Source organism: Ornithinimicrobium pratense, assembly GCF_008843165.1.
GTDB lineage: Bacteria > Actinomycetota > Actinomycetes > Actinomycetales > Dermatophilaceae > Ornithinicoccus > Ornithinicoccus pratensis.
This window is the reverse complement of sequence record NZ_CP044427.1, coordinates 1382650-1399370: the sequence shown is the minus strand read 5'-3', so window position 1 is coordinate 1399370 and position 16721 is coordinate 1382650. Positions and strand designations below refer to the sequence as shown.

At 71.9% G+C, this 16721-nt stretch carries 15 protein-coding genes and 1 pseudogene; 9 read left to right on the top strand and 7 right to left on the bottom strand.

All coding sequences use genetic code 11. The features are described from left to right. Window positions 1-3: 3 nt before the first annotated feature. Both FY030_RS06300 and FY030_RS06295 read right to left on the bottom strand, forming a co-directional pair. The gene (locus FY030_RS06300; protein WP_238348588.1) at window positions 4-912 is read right to left on the bottom strand and encodes a phosphatidate cytidylyltransferase; all 909 of its coding nucleotides are present in this window, start codon (window positions 910-912) and stop codon (window positions 4-6) included. A gap of 10 nt (window positions 913-922) precedes the next feature. Next, window positions 923-1525 carry a CDP-alcohol phosphatidyltransferase family protein gene (locus tag FY030_RS06295; RefSeq protein ID WP_158060764.1) on the bottom strand — a complete coding sequence of 201 codons (603 nt, stop codon included), beginning with the start codon at window positions 1523-1525 and terminating at the stop codon, window positions 923-925. 124 nt (window positions 1526-1649) lie between these two features. Between FY030_RS06295 and FY030_RS06290 the strand changes: the two genes are divergently transcribed. The 5 genes from FY030_RS06290 (at window position 1650) to FY030_RS06265 (ending at window position 7109) form a co-directional block, all read left to right on the top strand. Then, a complete protein-coding gene (locus FY030_RS06290) occupies window positions 1650-2429 on the top strand; it encodes a glycerophosphodiester phosphodiesterase family protein (protein WP_158060763.1) in 780 nt (259 codons plus the stop codon). Between the two features lie 155 nt (window positions 2430-2584). Beyond that, complete coding sequence (locus FY030_RS16325) at window positions 2585-3397, top strand: hypothetical protein (protein WP_192498747.1); 813 nt, start codon at window positions 2585-2587, stop codon at window positions 3395-3397. A 116-nt stretch (window positions 3398-3513) separates the two neighbouring features. Then, complete coding sequence (locus tag FY030_RS06275; RefSeq protein ID WP_420371883.1) at window positions 3514-3891, top strand: phage holin family protein; 378 nt, start codon at window positions 3514-3516, stop codon at window positions 3889-3891. Beyond that, a complete protein-coding gene (locus tag FY030_RS06270; RefSeq protein ID WP_158060759.1) occupies window positions 3888-4613 on the top strand; it encodes a DUF3618 domain-containing protein in 726 nt (241 codons plus the stop codon). The genes FY030_RS06275 and FY030_RS06270 overlap by 4 nt, the downstream gene beginning before the upstream one ends. A 330-nt stretch (window positions 4614-4943) precedes the next feature. Continuing rightward, the gene (locus tag FY030_RS06265; protein WP_192498746.1) at window positions 4944-7109 is read left to right on the top strand and encodes a cell wall-binding repeat-containing protein; all 2166 of its coding nucleotides are present in this window, start codon (window positions 4944-4946) and stop codon (window positions 7107-7109) included. Between the two features lie 53 nt (window positions 7110-7162). Here FY030_RS06265 and FY030_RS06260 read toward each other — a convergent pair whose 3' ends face one another. Both FY030_RS06260 and FY030_RS06255 read right to left on the bottom strand, forming a co-directional pair. Next, complete coding sequence (locus tag FY030_RS06260; protein WP_158060757.1) at window positions 7163-9151, bottom strand: DUF6541 family protein; 1989 nt, start codon at window positions 9149-9151, stop codon at window positions 7163-7165. Window positions 9152-9173: 22 nt separating this feature from the next. Beyond that, window positions 9174-10517: a nucleotide sugar dehydrogenase gene (locus FY030_RS06255; protein ID WP_158060756.1), complete on the bottom strand. Its 1344-nt coding sequence runs from the start codon at window positions 10515-10517 to the stop codon at window positions 9174-9176. Between the two features lie 94 nt (window positions 10518-10611). Here FY030_RS06255 and FY030_RS06250 point away from each other — a divergent pair, with 94 nt between their 5' ends. After that, window positions 10612-11574: an alpha/beta hydrolase gene (locus FY030_RS06250; protein WP_158060755.1), complete on the top strand. Its 963-nt coding sequence runs from the start codon at window positions 10612-10614 to the stop codon at window positions 11572-11574. Here the strand turns inward: FY030_RS06250 and FY030_RS06245 are convergent. Both FY030_RS06245 and FY030_RS17200 read right to left on the bottom strand, forming a co-directional pair. Further along, a complete protein-coding gene (locus FY030_RS06245) occupies window positions 11537-12985 on the bottom strand; it encodes a glycosyltransferase (protein WP_337692498.1) in 1449 nt (482 codons plus the stop codon). The two genes, FY030_RS06250 and FY030_RS06245, sit on opposite strands and share 38 nt — an antisense overlap. 293 nt (window positions 12986-13278) lie before the next feature. After that, a pseudogene (locus tag FY030_RS17200) lies at window positions 13279-13743 on the bottom strand (glycosyltransferase); the annotation flags it as partial. A gap of 118 nt (window positions 13744-13861) precedes the next feature. Between FY030_RS17200 and wecB the strand changes: the two are divergent. From wecB to FY030_RS06225, 3 genes are read left to right on the top strand one after another with little or no spacing between them, the layout of a single operon-like run. Then, window positions 13862-14932, top strand: coding sequence for a non-hydrolyzing UDP-N-acetylglucosamine 2-epimerase (wecB, locus tag FY030_RS06235; RefSeq protein ID WP_158060752.1), 1071 nt, complete (start codon window positions 13862-13864; stop codon window positions 14930-14932). Window positions 14933-14940: 8 nt separating this feature from the next. Beyond that, window positions 14941-15522 carry a nucleosidase gene (locus FY030_RS06230; protein WP_158060751.1) on the top strand — a complete coding sequence of 194 codons (582 nt, stop codon included), beginning with the start codon at window positions 14941-14943 and terminating at the stop codon, window positions 15520-15522. 48 nt (window positions 15523-15570) lie between these two features. After that, on the top strand, window positions 15571-16173 hold the full coding sequence (locus FY030_RS06225) for an MOSC domain-containing protein (RefSeq protein WP_158060750.1): 603 nt from the start codon (window positions 15571-15573) through the stop codon (window positions 16171-16173). Window positions 16174-16212: 39 nt separating this feature from the next. Here FY030_RS06225 and FY030_RS06220 read toward each other — a convergent pair whose 3' ends face one another. Then, a complete protein-coding gene (locus FY030_RS06220) occupies window positions 16213-16716 on the bottom strand; it encodes an SRPBCC domain-containing protein (protein ID WP_158060749.1) in 504 nt (167 codons plus the stop codon). Between the last annotated feature and the right edge of the window lie 5 nt (window positions 16717-16721).

Genomic DNA, 16721 nt, shown 5'->3' with positions numbered 1-16721 from the left:
GGCCTATCCCAGCACAGCCGCGAGCGGCAGCACGACGAGCAGGGAGTCGACGCGGTCGAGCAGCCCACCGAAACCGGGCAGCCAGGCCCCGGCGTCCTTGACCCCGGCGCGCCGCTTCATCATCGACTCCAGCAGGTCGCCGAGCACCCCGCCCACGGCGACCGCCACCACCATCCCCACGCTGAGCTCGCCGAGAATGAGCAGGATGAGCACGGCTCCCAGCACGGCCCCGACCAGGCCACCGACCGTCTTGTTGGGCGAGAGCGGGGACAACGGGCGAGCGGCCCAGCGGAAGCGCCGCAGGCTCTTGCCGCCGGCATAGGCGGCCACGTCGGCGGCCGCCGCGGCGAAAACGACCACGAAGGCGTCCTCCCACAGGACCACCAGGTGCGCCAGGGACCAGCACAGCCAGATCGAGCCGAAGGCGGTGAATGCTGCCCGCTCCACACCCAGGGTGGTGTCACCCCGCAGGATGGCGGGCAGCGCACAGCCCAGCGCGATCACCGGCGCGAGAAGGAGCAGCTCGGGCCACTGCCACGCGGCCACCGGGTAGAGGACCGCCAGGATCAGCAGCAGCCACGTCTCGGGCCTGGGCAGCGCGATCAGCCGGGCGAACTCGATGACCGCCAGCACCGCGAGCAGCACGGCCAGCAACGCCGTCGGCCCTCGACCCAGCCAGATGGGGATCCCGACGACCGGGGCGATGAGCACCCAGGTGGTCCAGCGAGTGCGCAGCTCGGGCTGCCGGAGCACGACCACCGCCAGACCGCCCACGGCCAGCACGGCCAGGGTCACGTAGAGGTTGAACACCCCGCGCCCGGTGACCTCGCCGAACCAGGGCAGCTCGACGGGCAGGGTGAGCACCCGGTCATGGTGCAGGAGCTGGTCCCACCACTGCGCGGGGCCGTTCACCGCGGGCACCTCACGGCGCGACCTCGACCGGCGCCCGCAGCTCGCGGTGGGCGGAGCGCAGCCGCAGCGCCGCCGTCAGCACCGACCCGGCGACGACGACCGCGGACACCCCCACCAGCCAGGTCGGGACCGCGCAGCCCACGACGACCAGCAGGCAGCGCTCGGTCTTGCCCAGCGGGCCGCCGTTCCTGCGGGTCGCCCCCGCGCCGGCGGCGGACAGCGAGGCGAACGTCGGCAGCGTCGCTGCCACGGTGGCAACCAGCACCCAGACCAAGGCGTTCGTCGAGTGCTGGGCCGCCCACCAGGCCAGTCCTGCCCACATCAGCAGATCGCCGAACCGGTCCCCGATCTCGTTGAGCACGAATCCCCAGGGCCGGGAGACCCCCCGGGCCCGGGCCACCGCGCCGTCCAGGTTGGCCCCCGCCAGGCGCAGCGCCAGCAGCGGCAGCGCCAGCCACCACCAGCCCAGTCCGAGCGCGACACCGGCCATGGCGGCGCCCACGATGCCGACCGCCGTGAAGAGGTCGGGTGAGAACCCCCGGCTCACTGCGGCGTCGACGACACCGTTGAGCCGGCGGGTGTACCACGGTTTGAGCGCGTAGAGCCCCTGCATGGGCACGCAGTCTGGCAGAAGGCCCACCGTGGCCGACCGGGAGCGTGCGCGAGTATGGCGGACCCCACGTCAACACACGCGAACACACCCGCGTTGCGTAGGGTCGGGCGACTAGGCTCGTGGTGTGCGTACGGCATACCTGGACCACCCGGGGCCGATCCCGATGGCCCACCGCGGCTACGACGCCGGGGGCACCGGCCTGGAGAACACCATGGCCGCCTTCCGGGCTGCGGTGGAGCTGGGCTACCGGTACGTCGAGACCGACGTGCACGCCACCCGAGACGGTGTCGTCCTTGCCTTCCACGACGAGACGCTGGACCGCGTGACGGACCGCCGGGGCCGGATCCAGGAGCTGGCCTGGCGGGAGGTGAGCCGAGCCAGGGTGGGTGCCGGCGAACCGGTCCCGCGGCTGGAGGACCTGCTCGAGGAATGGCCCGGCCTGCGGGTCAACATCGACATCAAGAGCCCGGGTGCGGTGGTTCCGCTCGTGCGCGTCATCGAGCGGATGCGGGCGCACGAGCGGGTGTGTGTGACCAGCTTCTCCGACCAGCGGCGCAGGGCGGCGGTCATGCGGCTCACCCGCCCCGTGGTGACTTCGGCCGGCCAGAGCTCGACCGCCGCCTTCCGCGCGGCGGCCGCGCTGCCACCCCTGGTGCGCCCCTCCGTCGTCGCCCGGACGCTGCGCGGGGTCGACGGGCTGCAGGTGCCGGCCGAGCACCTGGGCATTGAGGTCGTCACCCCTACCAGCGTCGCCGCAGCGCAGGAGGTGGGAGCCTTCGTGCACGTGTGGACGATCAACGACCCCGCCGAGATGGACCGGCTGCTGGACCTGGGCGTGGACGGGATCGTCACCGACCGGGCGGACCTGCTCAAGGGTGTTCTCACCGCACGGGGGCAGTGGTGAGGCGCTCAGCGCGCTGATCGACGGGCCCCCCGGCGTCCACCCTGACGGGTGGACGCGCCTGTTCAAGGTGTCGCCGGCGCCCAGACGTGACAGTGTCAAGGATTGGTACCAGATGCCTCACAGGTGCCCAGTCACCCAGAGAGGGAGAAAAACACATGAGTGAACGACCGTTCGACCAGCACGCCCCGAGCAGCACTGCGGACACTGCCAAGCAGGAGGCCGCCTCTGTCGGACAGGATGTCAAGGACAGTGCCGGCCAGGTTGCGCAGACCGCCATGCAGGAGGCACAGCACGTCGCGCAGGAGGCCAAGGGCCAGGTCCAGAGCCTGCTGAACGAGGTGGCCGGCGACGTGACCGGTCAGGCCCGCGACCAGCAGCACCGTGCGGCCCAGGGCCTGCACGGCCTGGCCAACGAGTTCAGCCAGATGGCCGAGGGCGCCGAAGGCTCCTCGATGGCCACCGGCCTGGTGAAGCAGGCCGCCGGACGGATGGACGGCGTGGCCGACTGGCTCGAGGGCCATGAGCCGGCCGATCTGTTGCACTCCGTCAAGCGCTACGCCCGCCGCAACCCCGGCACCTTCCTGGCCGTCTGCGGCCTCGTCGGTTTCGTCGGCGGGCGCCTGACCCGCAGCCTGCGCGATGACGCCGCGGACACCAACGCCGACTATGGCTACGGCTACGGCTACCCCGGCGGTCAGGGTGCGGGATACGGCGCGCCTGTTGACGCCTCATACCCGGGCCGCAGCACCTACGAGCCGGTGGCTGACGCCGGTGTGTACGCCACCACCCCGGGCGTCCCCACCGCCTACGCCACCCGTGAGCAGCCCAGCACCCTGGACACCGCGGCTGAGCCGCTGCCGGTGGGCGATGAGCTGATCGGCCAGCAGGATGACCTGGTCGGCCAGGATGACGAGCTGATCGGCTACGAGGACGGGCTGGGCTCGCGCGAGAACGGTGACCGCCTGTGAGCCACCCCGGAGGCGGCGCGCACGCCGCACCCGAGCCCAGCACGCCGGGGAGCTCCTCGAGCATCCCGCGCGCTGAGCAGATCCACGGCGCCCATGACAACTACGACAAGGGCGAGATCGACTCCGTCGGCGCGCTGATCGCCGACATCAGCGAGGACCTGTCCACGCTGATGCAGCAGGAAGTCGCCCTGGCCAAGGCCGAGCTCAAGCAGAGCGCGAGCAAGGCCGGCGTGGGGGCTGGGATGTTGGGCGGCGCAGGTGTAGCCGGCCACTTCACCCTGCTCTTCCTGTCCATCGCGCTGTGGTGGGCCCTGGGAGACCTCATGGGCCTGGGCTGGTCCGCTCTCGTGGTGGCCCTGATCTGGGCCGTCATCGCCGCGGTGCTGGCCGTCATCGGCCGCAACCGGCTCAAGGACGTAGAAGGAATGCCGCACACCGTCGAGACCGCCAAGAAGGTCCCGGATGCGCTTAAGGGAAATGAGGACCACCGATGACCAACAACCCCAATGTGCCGCCCACCAGCGATGACCCCGAGGTGCTGAGGGCTCAGATCGCGGAGACGCGCACCAACCTCAGCCGGGACGTCAACGCCCTCGGTGAGGCCGTGAGCCCCTCCAACGTCGCCAAGCGTCAGGCCGACAAGGTCACCGGCAGCGTCAAGGACGCGGGCCGCAACCTGAAGGAGAAGATCATGGGTAGCGACAACGACCCCTTCGACACCACCCCAGGTGTCGGGGAGCGTGCTCAGTGGGCCGCCGAGGACGCGGGCCACGCCGTGAGCGACGCTGCCGGCTCGGCTCGCGACGCGGTGACCGGCGCCGCGGGCTCGGCCCGTGACGCCGTCTCCGACGCCCCGGCGATGGCACGCCGCAAGACGCAGGGCAACCCGCTCGCCGCTGGTCTCATCGCCCTCGGCGCAGGCTGGCTGCTCGGCTCCCTGCTTCCGGGCACCGAGAAGGAGCGCGAGCTGGCCGTCACTGCCAAGGAGCAGGCCCAGGAGCACAGCCAGCCGCTGGTCGACGAGGCCAAGGCCGCCGCGCAGGGCATCGTCGAGGATGTCCGGCCCAAGGCGGAGCAGGCGGTTGAGGACCTGAGGGGCACGGCCCAGGAGGGCGTGGACCACGTCAAGGACGAGGCCACGACCCAGGCCGACCAGGTCAAGGGATCCGCACAGGACTCCGCAGAGACGGTCAAGGACCAGGGCAGCCAGTCCTGAGGATCTGATCGCAGAGTTGTCCCGTGGACGTGGCCATCCGTGGCCATCTCCACGGGACATCTTTGTGTGCGGCATCTTTGTCTGCGGCATCTTTGTCTGCGGCCACGCGAGAGCTGCACTGTGAACGCCCGCTCTGCGCACGCCTGTCACTTACCCGATTCTGAACGGGGCCCCTCCCGGGCCGCCCCTGACCGTTGACGGTCCTGGCGGCCGATGGGACAGTGTCGGCCAGGGACGGTCCACGACCGTGACGTGGTGTCCCTGCCGGCGGGTGCAGGGCCTGCCGGCTCCCGTGACCGGGCCGCAGGCTCGAAGCAGAGAGGCTTCTCCATGTCCATCCATCATCCGCCGCTGCGCCGACGGGTCGCTCTGGCCGCCGCACCACTCCTGGTTCTGGCCGGCCTGGCCGTGCCAGCATCCGCTGTCACCGCCGCGGACTCCCCGGAGTCCAACCGCGAGCGTGCCCACGAGGCCGGCCAGACCGCCTCCCCCACCGCCCTCGGCACCGCCGAGGCGACGCCGGCGACCGCGCTGGCGGTCGCCCAGGCCCTGGCGGCCGACACCGCACTGGTCACCGGTGCCGCCTTCGAGACCATCCCGCTGGCGGACGGGCAGAACGTCAGCGCCGGCACCAGCACCGCCCTCAGCGGCTTCCCGGTCAGCGGGAGCAGCTTCGGCGTGCTCAGTACCGGGCTCCTGGAGAACGTCCCACACCCAGGGACCTTTGCCTCCTCATCCCTGGGCGGGACCGCCGTCCGTGGGGACACCGACCGCGATGTGACCGTCCTGCGTGTCGACATGGACGTCCCGGCCGGGGCGAACTGCCTATCCTTCGACTTCAAGTTCCTCTCCGAGGAGTACCCGAACTACGTCGGCAGCCAGTTCAACGACGCCTTCGTCGCCGAGCTTAACGAGAGCACCTGGACCACCGAGTCCACCGAGATCGTGGCCCCGGACAACTTCGCCTTCGATCAGGACGGCGAGGTGGTCAGCATCAACTCCACCGGCCTGGGGGGCATGACCCCGGAGAACGGGGAGGGCACCGCCTTCGACGGGGGCGCCTTCGACGACGACTCCCCCGACCTCAACGGGGCCAGTACGGTGCGGCTGGCGGCCTCGACCCAGGTCAGCCCCGGCACGAACACCCTGTACCTGTCGATCTTCGACCAGGGCGACCAGATCCTCGACTCCGCGGTCTTCCTGGACAACCTGCGGGCCGGTTACACCCCAGACCCCGGTGTCAACTGCACCCCCGGCGCGGTCATCGTCACCCACGACCTTGTGCTCGAGCCCGACACCGGCACCGCCCCGGTCGGCAGCACCCACACGGTCACCGCGACGTTGACCGAGTCCAACAGCGGCGACCCGGCCGCCGGCGCCGAGATCTCTTTCACCGTCTCCGGCGCGAACACCGCCGCCGGCACTGTCAGCACCGATGGCACCGGCCAGGCTGAGTTCACCTACACCGGCGCCGCCCCGGGGGCGGACCAGATCACCGCCTGCTACGCCCACGAGGACTCCCCCACTTGTACCGCGACCGATTCGGCCACCTTCGTGTGGACCCAGGGCGAGAGGATGGTCGAGCGCATCTGGGGCGCTGACCGCTACGGCACCGCCGCCGCTGTCTCGGCCACGTGGGACCCGTCTGTCGACGTCGTCTACATCGCCACAGGCGGCAACTACCCCGATGCCCTGCCCGCCTCAGCGCGGGCGGGCACGGACGATGTCCCGGTGCTCCTCACGCGGGCCGGCAGCCTACCCACCGTCACCGCCGAGGAGCTGGAGCGGTTGATGCCGCAGGAGATTGTCGTGCTTGGCGGCGACAAGGCCGTCAACGCCTCGGTCGAGAACGCGTTGGCCGAGTACGTCCCCGGTGGCGCGGACTCGGTCAGCCGGCTGGCGGGCAAGGACCGCTACGGAACCGCCGCGGCGGTGGCCAAGACCTTCGGGACCGACGTCCCCGTGGTGTACGTCGCCCTCGGCCAGAACTTCCCGGACGCCGTCACCGGTGCCGCGCGCGCCGGTCTGGAGGACGGGCCGGTGTTGCTGGCCCGCACCGACCGTCTGCCCTCGGCCACGGTCTCGGCGCTGCAGGAGACCAACCCCGCCCGGATCGTCGTCCTCGGCGGCGAAGAGGCGATCTCCGACGGCGTGCTGACGGCGCTGGAGGACTACACCGACGGCACAGTGACCCGACTGGCCGGCGTCGACCGGTACGTCACCTCAGCCGAGGTCGCCGGCCTCTATCCGGACGACACCTCGACCGTTTTCGTGTCCACCGGTGAGCGGTTCCCGGACGCCCTGTCCGGCGGGCCGATCGCGGTCCGATCGGCGGCCCCGGTGCTGCTCACCCGACAGGACGACCTGCCGGGTGCGACCATCGAGCAGCTGGAGCGGTTCACGCCCGAGCGCATCGTGATCCTCGGCGGCACCGACGCGGTCTCGGCCGCACTCCAGGTGCAGCTGGCGGCATACCTGGACGACCCGGAGGACTGACCGCAAGGCCAGGATGACGCCGACCATCCGGTGACGCGCCGGCGGGGGCCCTTTCAGCGGTCTCCGCCGGCGCAGCCGTGGAACTCCCACAGCGAGGCACTGCCGCCCTCGTCCACCTTGCGAAAGTCGTCCCCCTCGGTGGGCTCAAAGAGGTAGAGGCCCTGGGTGGTCGGCTCGTACTTGGCGTTGGCCTCGTCATAGAAACTCAGCGAGTCGGCGTAGACGTGGGTCACCCCCAACGCACGCACCGCCTCGCACACGGCGGGGTCGGTGCGCCACTGGTCGAAGCGCTGTTCGAGGATCCGCCGCTCCGGGCTGTCGCGTATGGGGCTGAGCTGGGGAAAGACGACCTGCACCCCAGCGCGGTGCAGCAGGTAGGGCGACCCCGCGACCGGCTCCCCCAGCACCATCGCGTCGTCGGGGAGCACCTCGGCGGCCCGGTCGATCATCTCGATCTCCTCCGGTTCCAGCATGGTGCCCCAGGCGATCGGGTAGGTGGTGTAGGTCGAGGCCATGACCTGCACATGGCTGGTCCAGCGCAGGCCCGAGGTGAGGACGACGAGGAGCACCACGAGGATGGCAGCGCCCACCTGCACCGGCGCACCCAGCGAGCGGCCGATCCGGCTCGCCAGCCAGGCCCCGGCACCGGCGGCCAGCATGATCGCCGGAACGAGCACCAGCTGGTTGAGCCGCGAGGCCTGGGTGTACCAGAACCCGGCCAGCACCCGCAGCGGGTTGTCGGCCGGGCCGGCGGCCAGCAGGGTAAGCACGACCGCGCCGACGAGGGCGACCACAAGCCATCGGGCGTGCCGCCACCGCACGCTCAGCACGATGCCGAGCCAGACCAGCAGGGTCACGACCAGGTTGACCGAGGTGGTCTTGTAGACGTAGACGAGCGGGTGGTCGACGATCAGCGAGCCCATCCCGGGCAGGTAGGACTCCTGGCCGCCGCGCTCGTAGTCCATGATCGAGCGCACCGGCCCGAAGTTGACCAGGAAGGTCAGCACCCCGACCACCGCGAGCACCCAGATGGCGGCGAGCACCCACGCCTGCACCCGACGACCGGCCCGGGCCTGGCGCCGCAGCTGCCGGAAGAGCAGCACCGTCAACAGGGGCAGGCCAAGCAGCAGCAGGCTGAACAGGCCCGAGGGATGTGCCAGCACCACCCCGGCCACCGCCCACGCCAACCCGAGCCCCAGCGAGAGGTGCATCCGCCAGGACAGCACCCGGCGCAGGGTGGCGATGAGCAAGGCGATCGTGCCGGGCACCAGCGCGGTGGACAGCGCGAACGGCCAGACCGCGAGCATCGAGACCGCGATCGCCGGGAAGGTGACAAAGCTGGCCGCCAGGACTGGGACCAGGACGGCAGGCAGCGCCCGGGCCGGCCAGACGACGCGGGCCAGCGCGACCAGCCCCGCGATCCAGATCACGGCACCGATGACGATCGAGGAGGAGTTGGCGGCCTCGGTCACCCCCGGGAAGCCCGGCGCGACCGCGACGATGCCGTGCCAGACGGCCGGGTAGAAGGGGGCGGCGAGGTCGGCATACATGGGCGAGAGCCCACCAAGCGAGGAGGCGTTGCCCGTCTGCGTGATGGACCACACCGCGTTGTAGTGGAAGACGGCGTCCCACGCCTGCCCGGGCTGGTCGGCGCGCCCCATCCCGGTCATCATCGTCGCGGCGAGGACCCCGCCGCCGAGGGCCCAGGTGGGCACCAGCCAGAGCCGCTCGACCGGGCGCAGCCGCCGCTCCCCCGCCACCGTCACCCCCGCTGGGTCAGTCGTGCTGCCGAGCAGGCGACCGACCAGTGCGGCAACCGCCACGACCAACAGCAGTCCCAGCAGAAGCGCCCACAGCCGCCACGGCACGCCGAGGAGGCCATAGCCGATCGCCAGCACGCCGGACAGCCCGGTCGTCACCGCCGGCCCGGCGCCCCAGGCGAGCAGCCCTCGCACCCCGAGCAGGCGCAGCACGGCATACCCCGGCAGCATCCACAGCAGGACGAGCCCGACCAGGCCGGGCAGCACCTGCCACCAGCTCATCGGCCGCCCCCCGGACCGCGGCTCATGGGGTGGGGGTCTCGCCCCCGCCGATGGTGAGGCGGGGGATGCCGGTGAAGGCGGTGGGGTCGGTGATGCGGCGGCCGTCCAGGAGCAGGCGCAGGCCGGGCAGGTCGGTGGCGGACAGGTCGGCGTACTCGGGGTGGTCGGCCTGGACGATGGCCACGTCAACGGGTTGACCGGGGGTGCCGGGGGTCCAGTGGTAGGGGTCCCAGCCGTAGCCGGCCAGCTCCTCATCGGTGTACATGGGGTCGTGGACCAGCACCTGCGCGTCGCGCTCCTGCAGGGCCGCGACGGTGGTGAACACTCCGGAGAAGGCGGTCTCCTTGACCCTGCCCCGGTAGGAGGCACCCAGGACAACCACCCTCAGGCCCTGCAGGGAGCCCAGCACGGTCTCGGCGCGGGAGACGGCGTACTCCGGCATGGTGGCGTTGGCCTCGCGGGCGGTGCGCACCACGGTGGCGTCGGGGTCGGTGGACAGGTAGAGCCGGGGGTAGACCGGGATGCAGTGCCCGCCGACCGCGATGCCGGGGGTATGGATGTGGCTGTAGGGCTGGGAGTTGCATGCCTGGATGACCTTGTGCACGTCGATCCCGGCGGTGTCGGCGAACCGGGCGAACTGGTTGGCCAGCCCGATGTTGACATCCCGGTAGGTCGTCTCGGCCAGCTTGGCCATCTCCGCCGCCTCCGCGCTGCCCATGTCCCACACCCCGTTGGGGCGGGGCAGGTCAGCACGCTCATCAAAGCCCAGGACCGCCTGGTAGAACTCCACCGCGCGGGCCGTGCCCTCGGGGGTGAGGCCACCGACCAGCTTGGGGTAGGCCCGCAGGTCGGCGAACACCCGCCCGGTCAGCACCCGCTCGGGAGAGAACACCAGGTGGAAACCGTCCTCCCCCGCCGCGGGCGACTCTTGGAGCCCGGAGATCTGCTCGATCATCGGCTTCCACCGACCCCGGGTGGTCCCCACCGGCAGCGTCGTCTCATAGGAGACCAGCGTGCCGGGCGTCAGGTGCTGGGCCAGGCTCTTGGTGGCGGAGTCCATCCAGCCGAAGTCCGGCTGACCGGTGGTCTCGTCCACGAACAACGGCACCACCAGCACGACCACGTCCGCGCCCGGGATCGCCTGCGCATAATCCGTCGTGGCCCGCAACCTGCCCGCCGGGACCAACTGCGCCAGCTTCTCACCCAGGTGCGCCTCCCCCGGGAACGGCTCCACCCCCTGGTTGACCAGGTCCACCACCTGCTCGTTCACGTCCACCCCGACCACCTCATGCACGGGGTCGGCATCAGCGAACTGCACCGCCAACGGCAAGCCGATCTTGCCCAACGCGACAACCGCAATCCTCATCCAGTCAGGTCCGTCCTGGTCGGTGGTGGAAAGTCCCCTCCGGTCGGCGGGGTCCGGCCCAGGATACGTGCCCTGGCAGACATACCCTGACCAGATGAACGCGAGCACCACCACCCTGACCACGAGCGATGAGACGGTCCTGCACGTGCACCGGTGGGTGCCCGACGGCACGCCCAGGGCGTTGGTCGTGCTGGCCCACGGGATGGTGGAGCACGCCGCGCGCTACGCCCACCTGGCCGAGCAGCTCGGCCGCGCCGGGTATGCCATGTCCGCCGCCGACCATCGCGGCCACGGTCGCACCACTGTCGGTGGGGGCGGTCCCGAAGGGTTGGCCCACCTGGGCGACGAGCACGGCTTCGCCGCGGCCGTGGACGACCTGCTCGTGGTGGTGGAAGAGGCGCAGAGCCGCCACCCCGGTGCGCCGGTGGTGCTCCTCGGGCACAGCATGGGCAGCTTCCTGGCGCGGGCGTTCGCAGCACGCCACGGTGAGCGGTTGGCTGCACTGGTGTTGTCCGGCACGGCTGGCGACCCGGGGCTGGCCGGCTTCCTGGGTGAGCGGCTGGCCCGGCTCGAGTGTCGGCTGCGGGGACCGCGGGTGCGCAGCCGCCTGATGGAGGCGCTGACGCTGGGCCCCTACAACCGGCCCTTCCGCCCGGCCCGGACCGACTTCGACTGGCTCTCCCGTGACGAGGCCCAGGTGGACGCCTACGTCGCCGACGAGCTCTGCGGGGGCCACGCGACGGCCGGTTTCTACCGCGACCTGCTCACCGGGCTGCGCTGGGTGAGTGAGCCGTCGACGGTCTACCGGATGCCACGGGGTCTGCCGGTCTACCTGGTAGCCGGGGAGGTCGACCCGGTCGGTGGTGCTGGCGCAGTGCGGGAGGTCGCCGAGCTCTACCGGGCCGCCGGATTGGCCCAGGTCGCCACCAAGGTCTGGCCGGGGGCCCGGCACGAGGTGTTCAACGAGATCAACCGCGACGAGGTCGTGGCTGAGCTGCTGGCCTGGTTGGACACGACCGTCACCGAGCACGCGCGGCGATCAACGACGCGCCCATGAAGCGGACCGGCGCCTCCGGGTGCAGGACGTGCCGCCAGGACGAGGGCAGCAGTGTGCGCGGGCTGCCGTGCCAACGTCGGGCGTGGGCCCGAGCGATCAGCTGCGCCGCGGGGGTGCCGACGTCGAGCACCGCGCGCAGCACGTCGCCGTCGGCCAGGCTCAGCGGGTCGGCGCAGCCGGGCGCCTCGGCCAGCACCCGCCGGGTCACCCGGGCCAGCTCGACCCGCTCCTCGGGCGTCCACCACTGCGGGTCCGGGCGGGTCAGGATCGCCCCGAAGATGTGGATGCGCAGCACCTTGGTGCCCACCGATCGGCGCTGGCGGGGCGTCAGGGCGATGACCCATGGCGTCCCCCAGAGGGCGTCGATGCTGGCGAGCTGCTCGGTGATCGGGCGCTGTTCGTAGGTCACCCGGTCAGGCGCGTCCTCCTGGATCAGGTATGCCGGTGCCCCCGCGGCGTAGACCACGTGCGCCTGCGCCCAGAGCGCGGTGACCATCGGCACGTCTCCCCCGACCCGGACCTGCGGCATCAGCCGGGCACCGGGCAGGGCCAAGGCACCGCGGGAGAGCAAGCCCAGAGGCGCCGAGCGGTAGCTGAGCCTGTCCGCCACCAGGTCCAGCCGGCGGTGTCGCCCGGTGCGCCCCGGCCGACGCTGCGGGGTGGGCACCGTACGACCGGCGAGCCGCAACGGGGGGATCACCACGACCGGATCCGCCGGGTTCATCCCGGCCACCGCCTCGAGCCATCCGGCGAGCGCGCCCGGGGCCAGCATGTCGTCGGAGCCCATGATCGCCGCCCACGGCGCGGTCGCCGCGTCCAGGCCGGCGTTGAACGGCCCGCTCGGGCTCGGTATGCCGTCAGCCAGCTCCAGCACCCGCACCCGTTCGTCGGCGCGGGACTGCTCGCTGAGCACCGCGCGAACCTGTTCGGCCCCGATGTTGTGCGCGACCAGGGTCACGCGCACGTCCACCCCGGGTGAGCCGTCGAGCACCGAGCGCACCGCCCGCTCGACCCGGCGCTGCGTGGAGTGGACGGCGATGACCAGATCAACCACCGGGTGCCCACCCGTGGTCGACGATGAGTCGCTCCCCGGCTCCGCCTGGCCGAGGGGGGCGTAGATCGCGGCCAGGCGATCGACATACCGGGTGGGGCTGTAGCGCACCCGGACGTCCTGCGCGATCTGCTCCGCCGTCAGCCCGGCAGCCTGGCTCCACACCTGTTCGACCGCGTCCGCCCAGACGGCCGCCCCGGCCCGGGGCGGCACCAGAGCACCCCGCGGAGGGGCGACGAAGGCGCTGGGACCACCACTGTCGCCGACAACGACCGGTCGACCGGCCGCCAGCGCCTCGGCCGCCGCCAGGCAGAAGGTCTCCGCGTGGGTGGGCAGCAGGAAGATGTCGGCGTGCGACACCACGACCTCCACCTGGGCGGGGGCAGCGACCCGGTGAGCCGCAGCGGCACCGCCAGTTGCCCCGCGTGATCGCGCACCTGCGCCTCCAGCGGTCCGGCACCCACCCAGGTCAGTCCGGCATCGATCCCCCGGCTGCGCAGCTCGGCGGTCGCCGCGACCGCAGTCAGCGGGTCCTTGCGCGGAATCAGCCCACCGACAGCGACCAGTTCCAGGGGCCCTCGCCGACCCAGTGAGACGCCAGCGTCGCGGCGAGGCGTCAGGGTCGTCGGGGCGGTGACGATGTTGGGCACGACCTCAACCGGCCCCGGGCGCAGCGCCCGGACCGACTCCGCGAGACCTTCGCCGACGACCACCACGACGTCCGGCCGGGCCAACAGCGGCCGCACCGCCAGGCGCGCTGCCCGCAGCAGCGTCGACAGCGTCTCCGGTGCCCCGAGGCCCGACCAGTGCTCGGTGTGCACCCAACCTCGCCCCGGGTGGCGCACCGCGAACGGCAGCAACGCCGAGATCGCCATGGAGTGCACGACATCCGCACCGGCAGCGAGGGCGCGCATACGCCGCGCCGCCCGCAGGATGTGGTCGGGGCGGCGCAGGTCCATGACCAGGCGCTCGACGTGCACGCCGTCCGGCCCCGCCGTGCCGGCGTCGGTGTTCACGTCGCTGCCGGCGTCGTGGACACCATCGGCCAGACCCGGCGCCACCAGGTGCAGCACCACCACCTGGTGCCGGGTCGCGATCGCGGCTACGTCCCGGGCCACGAAGATCCCGGTGGTCGGCGACGACGGGGTCGGGAACCAGGTCGTCACCACCAGCACGCGCACGCCCCCACCGTAGCCGCGCGCCACGGCATACCTCGTGCCTGCCTAGGCTGGGGCCATGAAGATCCTGTCCGTCGTCGGCGCCCGCCCCCAGTTCGTCAAGCTCGCACCGATCGCCGACGAGTGCGCCCGACGGGAGGTCGAGCACGTCATCGTGCACACCGGGCAGCACTACGACCCGATGCTCTCCGACGTCTTCTTCGCCGACCTGGGGATCCCTGACCCGGACGTGCACCTGGAGGTGGGCTCGGCCGGCCACGGCGCCCAGACCGGCGCGATCCTGGCCCGCATGGACGAGGTGCTCACCGAGCACCGCCCCGACTGGGTCCTGGTGTATGGCGACACGAACTCCACCCTGGCCGGGGCACTGTCCGCGGTGAAGCTGCACCTGCCGGTGGCGCACCTGGAGGCCGGGCTGCGCTCCTTCAACCGGGCCATGCCCGAGGAGCACAACCGGGTGCTCACCGACCACGCCGCCGACCTGCTGCTGGCCCCGACCCAGGTGGCGATGGACCACCTGGCCGCCGAGGGCCTGACCGCACGCTCGATCCTCGTCGGTGACGTCATGGTGGACGTGCTGATGAAGGTCCGCTCCGGGCTCACCGACACCGCGGGTGTCCTGACCGACCTGGGCCTGGAGCGGGGCAACTTCTCCGTGGCCACGATCCACCGGGCCGAGAACACCGACGACCCCGCCCGGCTCGCCGGGATCGTCCACGGCCTGCAGCGGGTCGACCACCCCGTCGTGCTGCTGGCCCACCCCCGGCTGCGGGCCCGTGCCCAGGCTCAGGGCCTGAGTCTGGAAGGTGGCTCGCTGACCGTGCGCGACCCCCTGCCCTACCCCGCTCTGATCGGCGCTGTCGACGCCGCCCGAGGCGTGGTCACCGACTCCGGCGGCCTGCAGAAGGAGGCCTTCGCACTGCGCACCCCGTGCACCACCGTGCGCAGCGAGACCGAGTGGGTCGAGACCGTCGAACTGGGCTGGAACGCGCTCGTCGACCCCCGCACCGCCAGCGCCGACGACATCGCCCGCGCTGCCTCGCGCCCCGAGCCCGCGGCTACCGACGCCACCCCCTACGGCGACGGCCACGCCGCCACCGCCGTCCTCGACGCGCTCCTCGGCAGCTAGGACCTGCCGTGCATCTCGCCGGACGACTCACCCCCTCCTCCACCCTCATCGTGGTGGCGCTGGAGCAGGAGGCCCGCCATTTCACCGTCGACCACCCCGTGCTCGTCACGGGGGTCGGCAAGGTGCGCGCTGCGATCGCGGTCAGCCGGCTGCTTGCGTCCGGGACCCTGCCGGAGCAGATCGTCAACGTCGGCACCGCGGGCGGCCTCCGTCCCGGGGTCGAGGGCACCCACGAGGTATGCCGCGTGGTCCAGCACGACTACGCCGGTGAGGCGGTGCTGGCGGTCACCGGACGCGCGGACGGCCCGCCGCTGGACCTTCCGGTCAGCTCCGGTGAGGGGCTGGTGCTCGCCACCGGCGACCGGTTCGTCGCGGGTGGCTCCGAGCGGGAGCGGGTGGCCCAGGTGGCCGACCTCGTGGACATGGAGGGGTATGCCGTCGCCGCGGCAGCCCGCGCCGCGGGCGTCCCGGCGCGCCTCGTCAAGCACGTCTCCGACCAGGCCGACGAGGATGCCGGCCGCACCTGGTCCCAAGGCGTCGACGCCTGCGCCCGCCTGCTCGCCGACTGGGTGCACGAGCACCTACCCTGACCCGTCGGACGCGCACGACCACCATGAAACACAGAAATGGAGCGACACATGGCTGACCTGTCGAGCCCACACGTCGTGGCAGTGAGCCGAGACCGCCTGCACCGCTTCAGCAAGGTGCCGGTCGAGCAGATCCAGCTCGTCGCCGGTCTCGGCATCGTCGGCGACGCCCACGCCGGGACCCTCGTCCAGCACCGCTCACGGGTGCGGCGCGATCCGAACCAGCCCAACCTGCGCCAGGTGCACCTCATCCATGCCGAGCTCTTTGTGCAAGCACGCGAGATGGGCTACGAGCTGTCCCCCGGTGATCTCGGCGAGAACATCACCACCTCCGGAGTGGATCTTCTCGCTCTGCCCACGGGGACCCTGCTGCGCATCGGCGATGCCGTCCTCCGGCTGACCGGGCTGCGCAACCCGTGCGCCCAGATCAACGAGTTCCGGTCGGGCCTGCTCAAGGTGGTCCTCACCAGGGAGGACGGGATCCCGCGCGAGGAACCTGCCCCCTCCACCGGCTCCGCGGACGCAGGCAGCATCCGGGTCGTCCGCAAGGCCGGGGTCATGGCCGTGGTCGAGCACGGTGGCGAGGTCCGTCCCGGCCACCCGGTCTCGATCCACCTCCCCGACGCCCCGCACCAGCCGCTGCGACCGGTCTGACCGGAGCCTCCCGCGGGCGTTCAGCACCCCGTCAGCAGCTCACTGCCTGCTCGCCCCGAACGCTTCGGCATACTCCGGCGCCAGGTCCAAGTAACCGTCCCAGCCGACCCGGCTGACCTCGCCGGTGCGCACGCTGTCGGCCAGCCGGTCCAGGTAGTACTCCCACCCGGGGCCGACCTCGGTGACCGGCAGTGCGTCGTTCATCACCTGGGCGAAGTCGAGGACCGTCCGGCCTGCTTGCTCACTCAGCCGCAGGTCGAGCGTCCAGACCTGCCCCGGATCGTCGGCAAGGTTGTGCAGGCGCAGCCGGTGCGGCGCCTCGCACACCTCGATGACGTAGGTCTCCTCCGCGACATCGTCCTCGAAGTCCCACCGCACCTGCACCTGGCCGGTCGTGGGGTCACCGCTCCAGACGCCGAACCACCGGCCTAACCGTTCGGGCTCGGTGATCGCGGCCCACACGTCCTCCACGGGGGCCCGGAAGGTGCGGGTCAGCACGAGGTGGTCCTGCCCCTGGCGGGCCTCGGGTCGTCCGGTGATCATGCGCT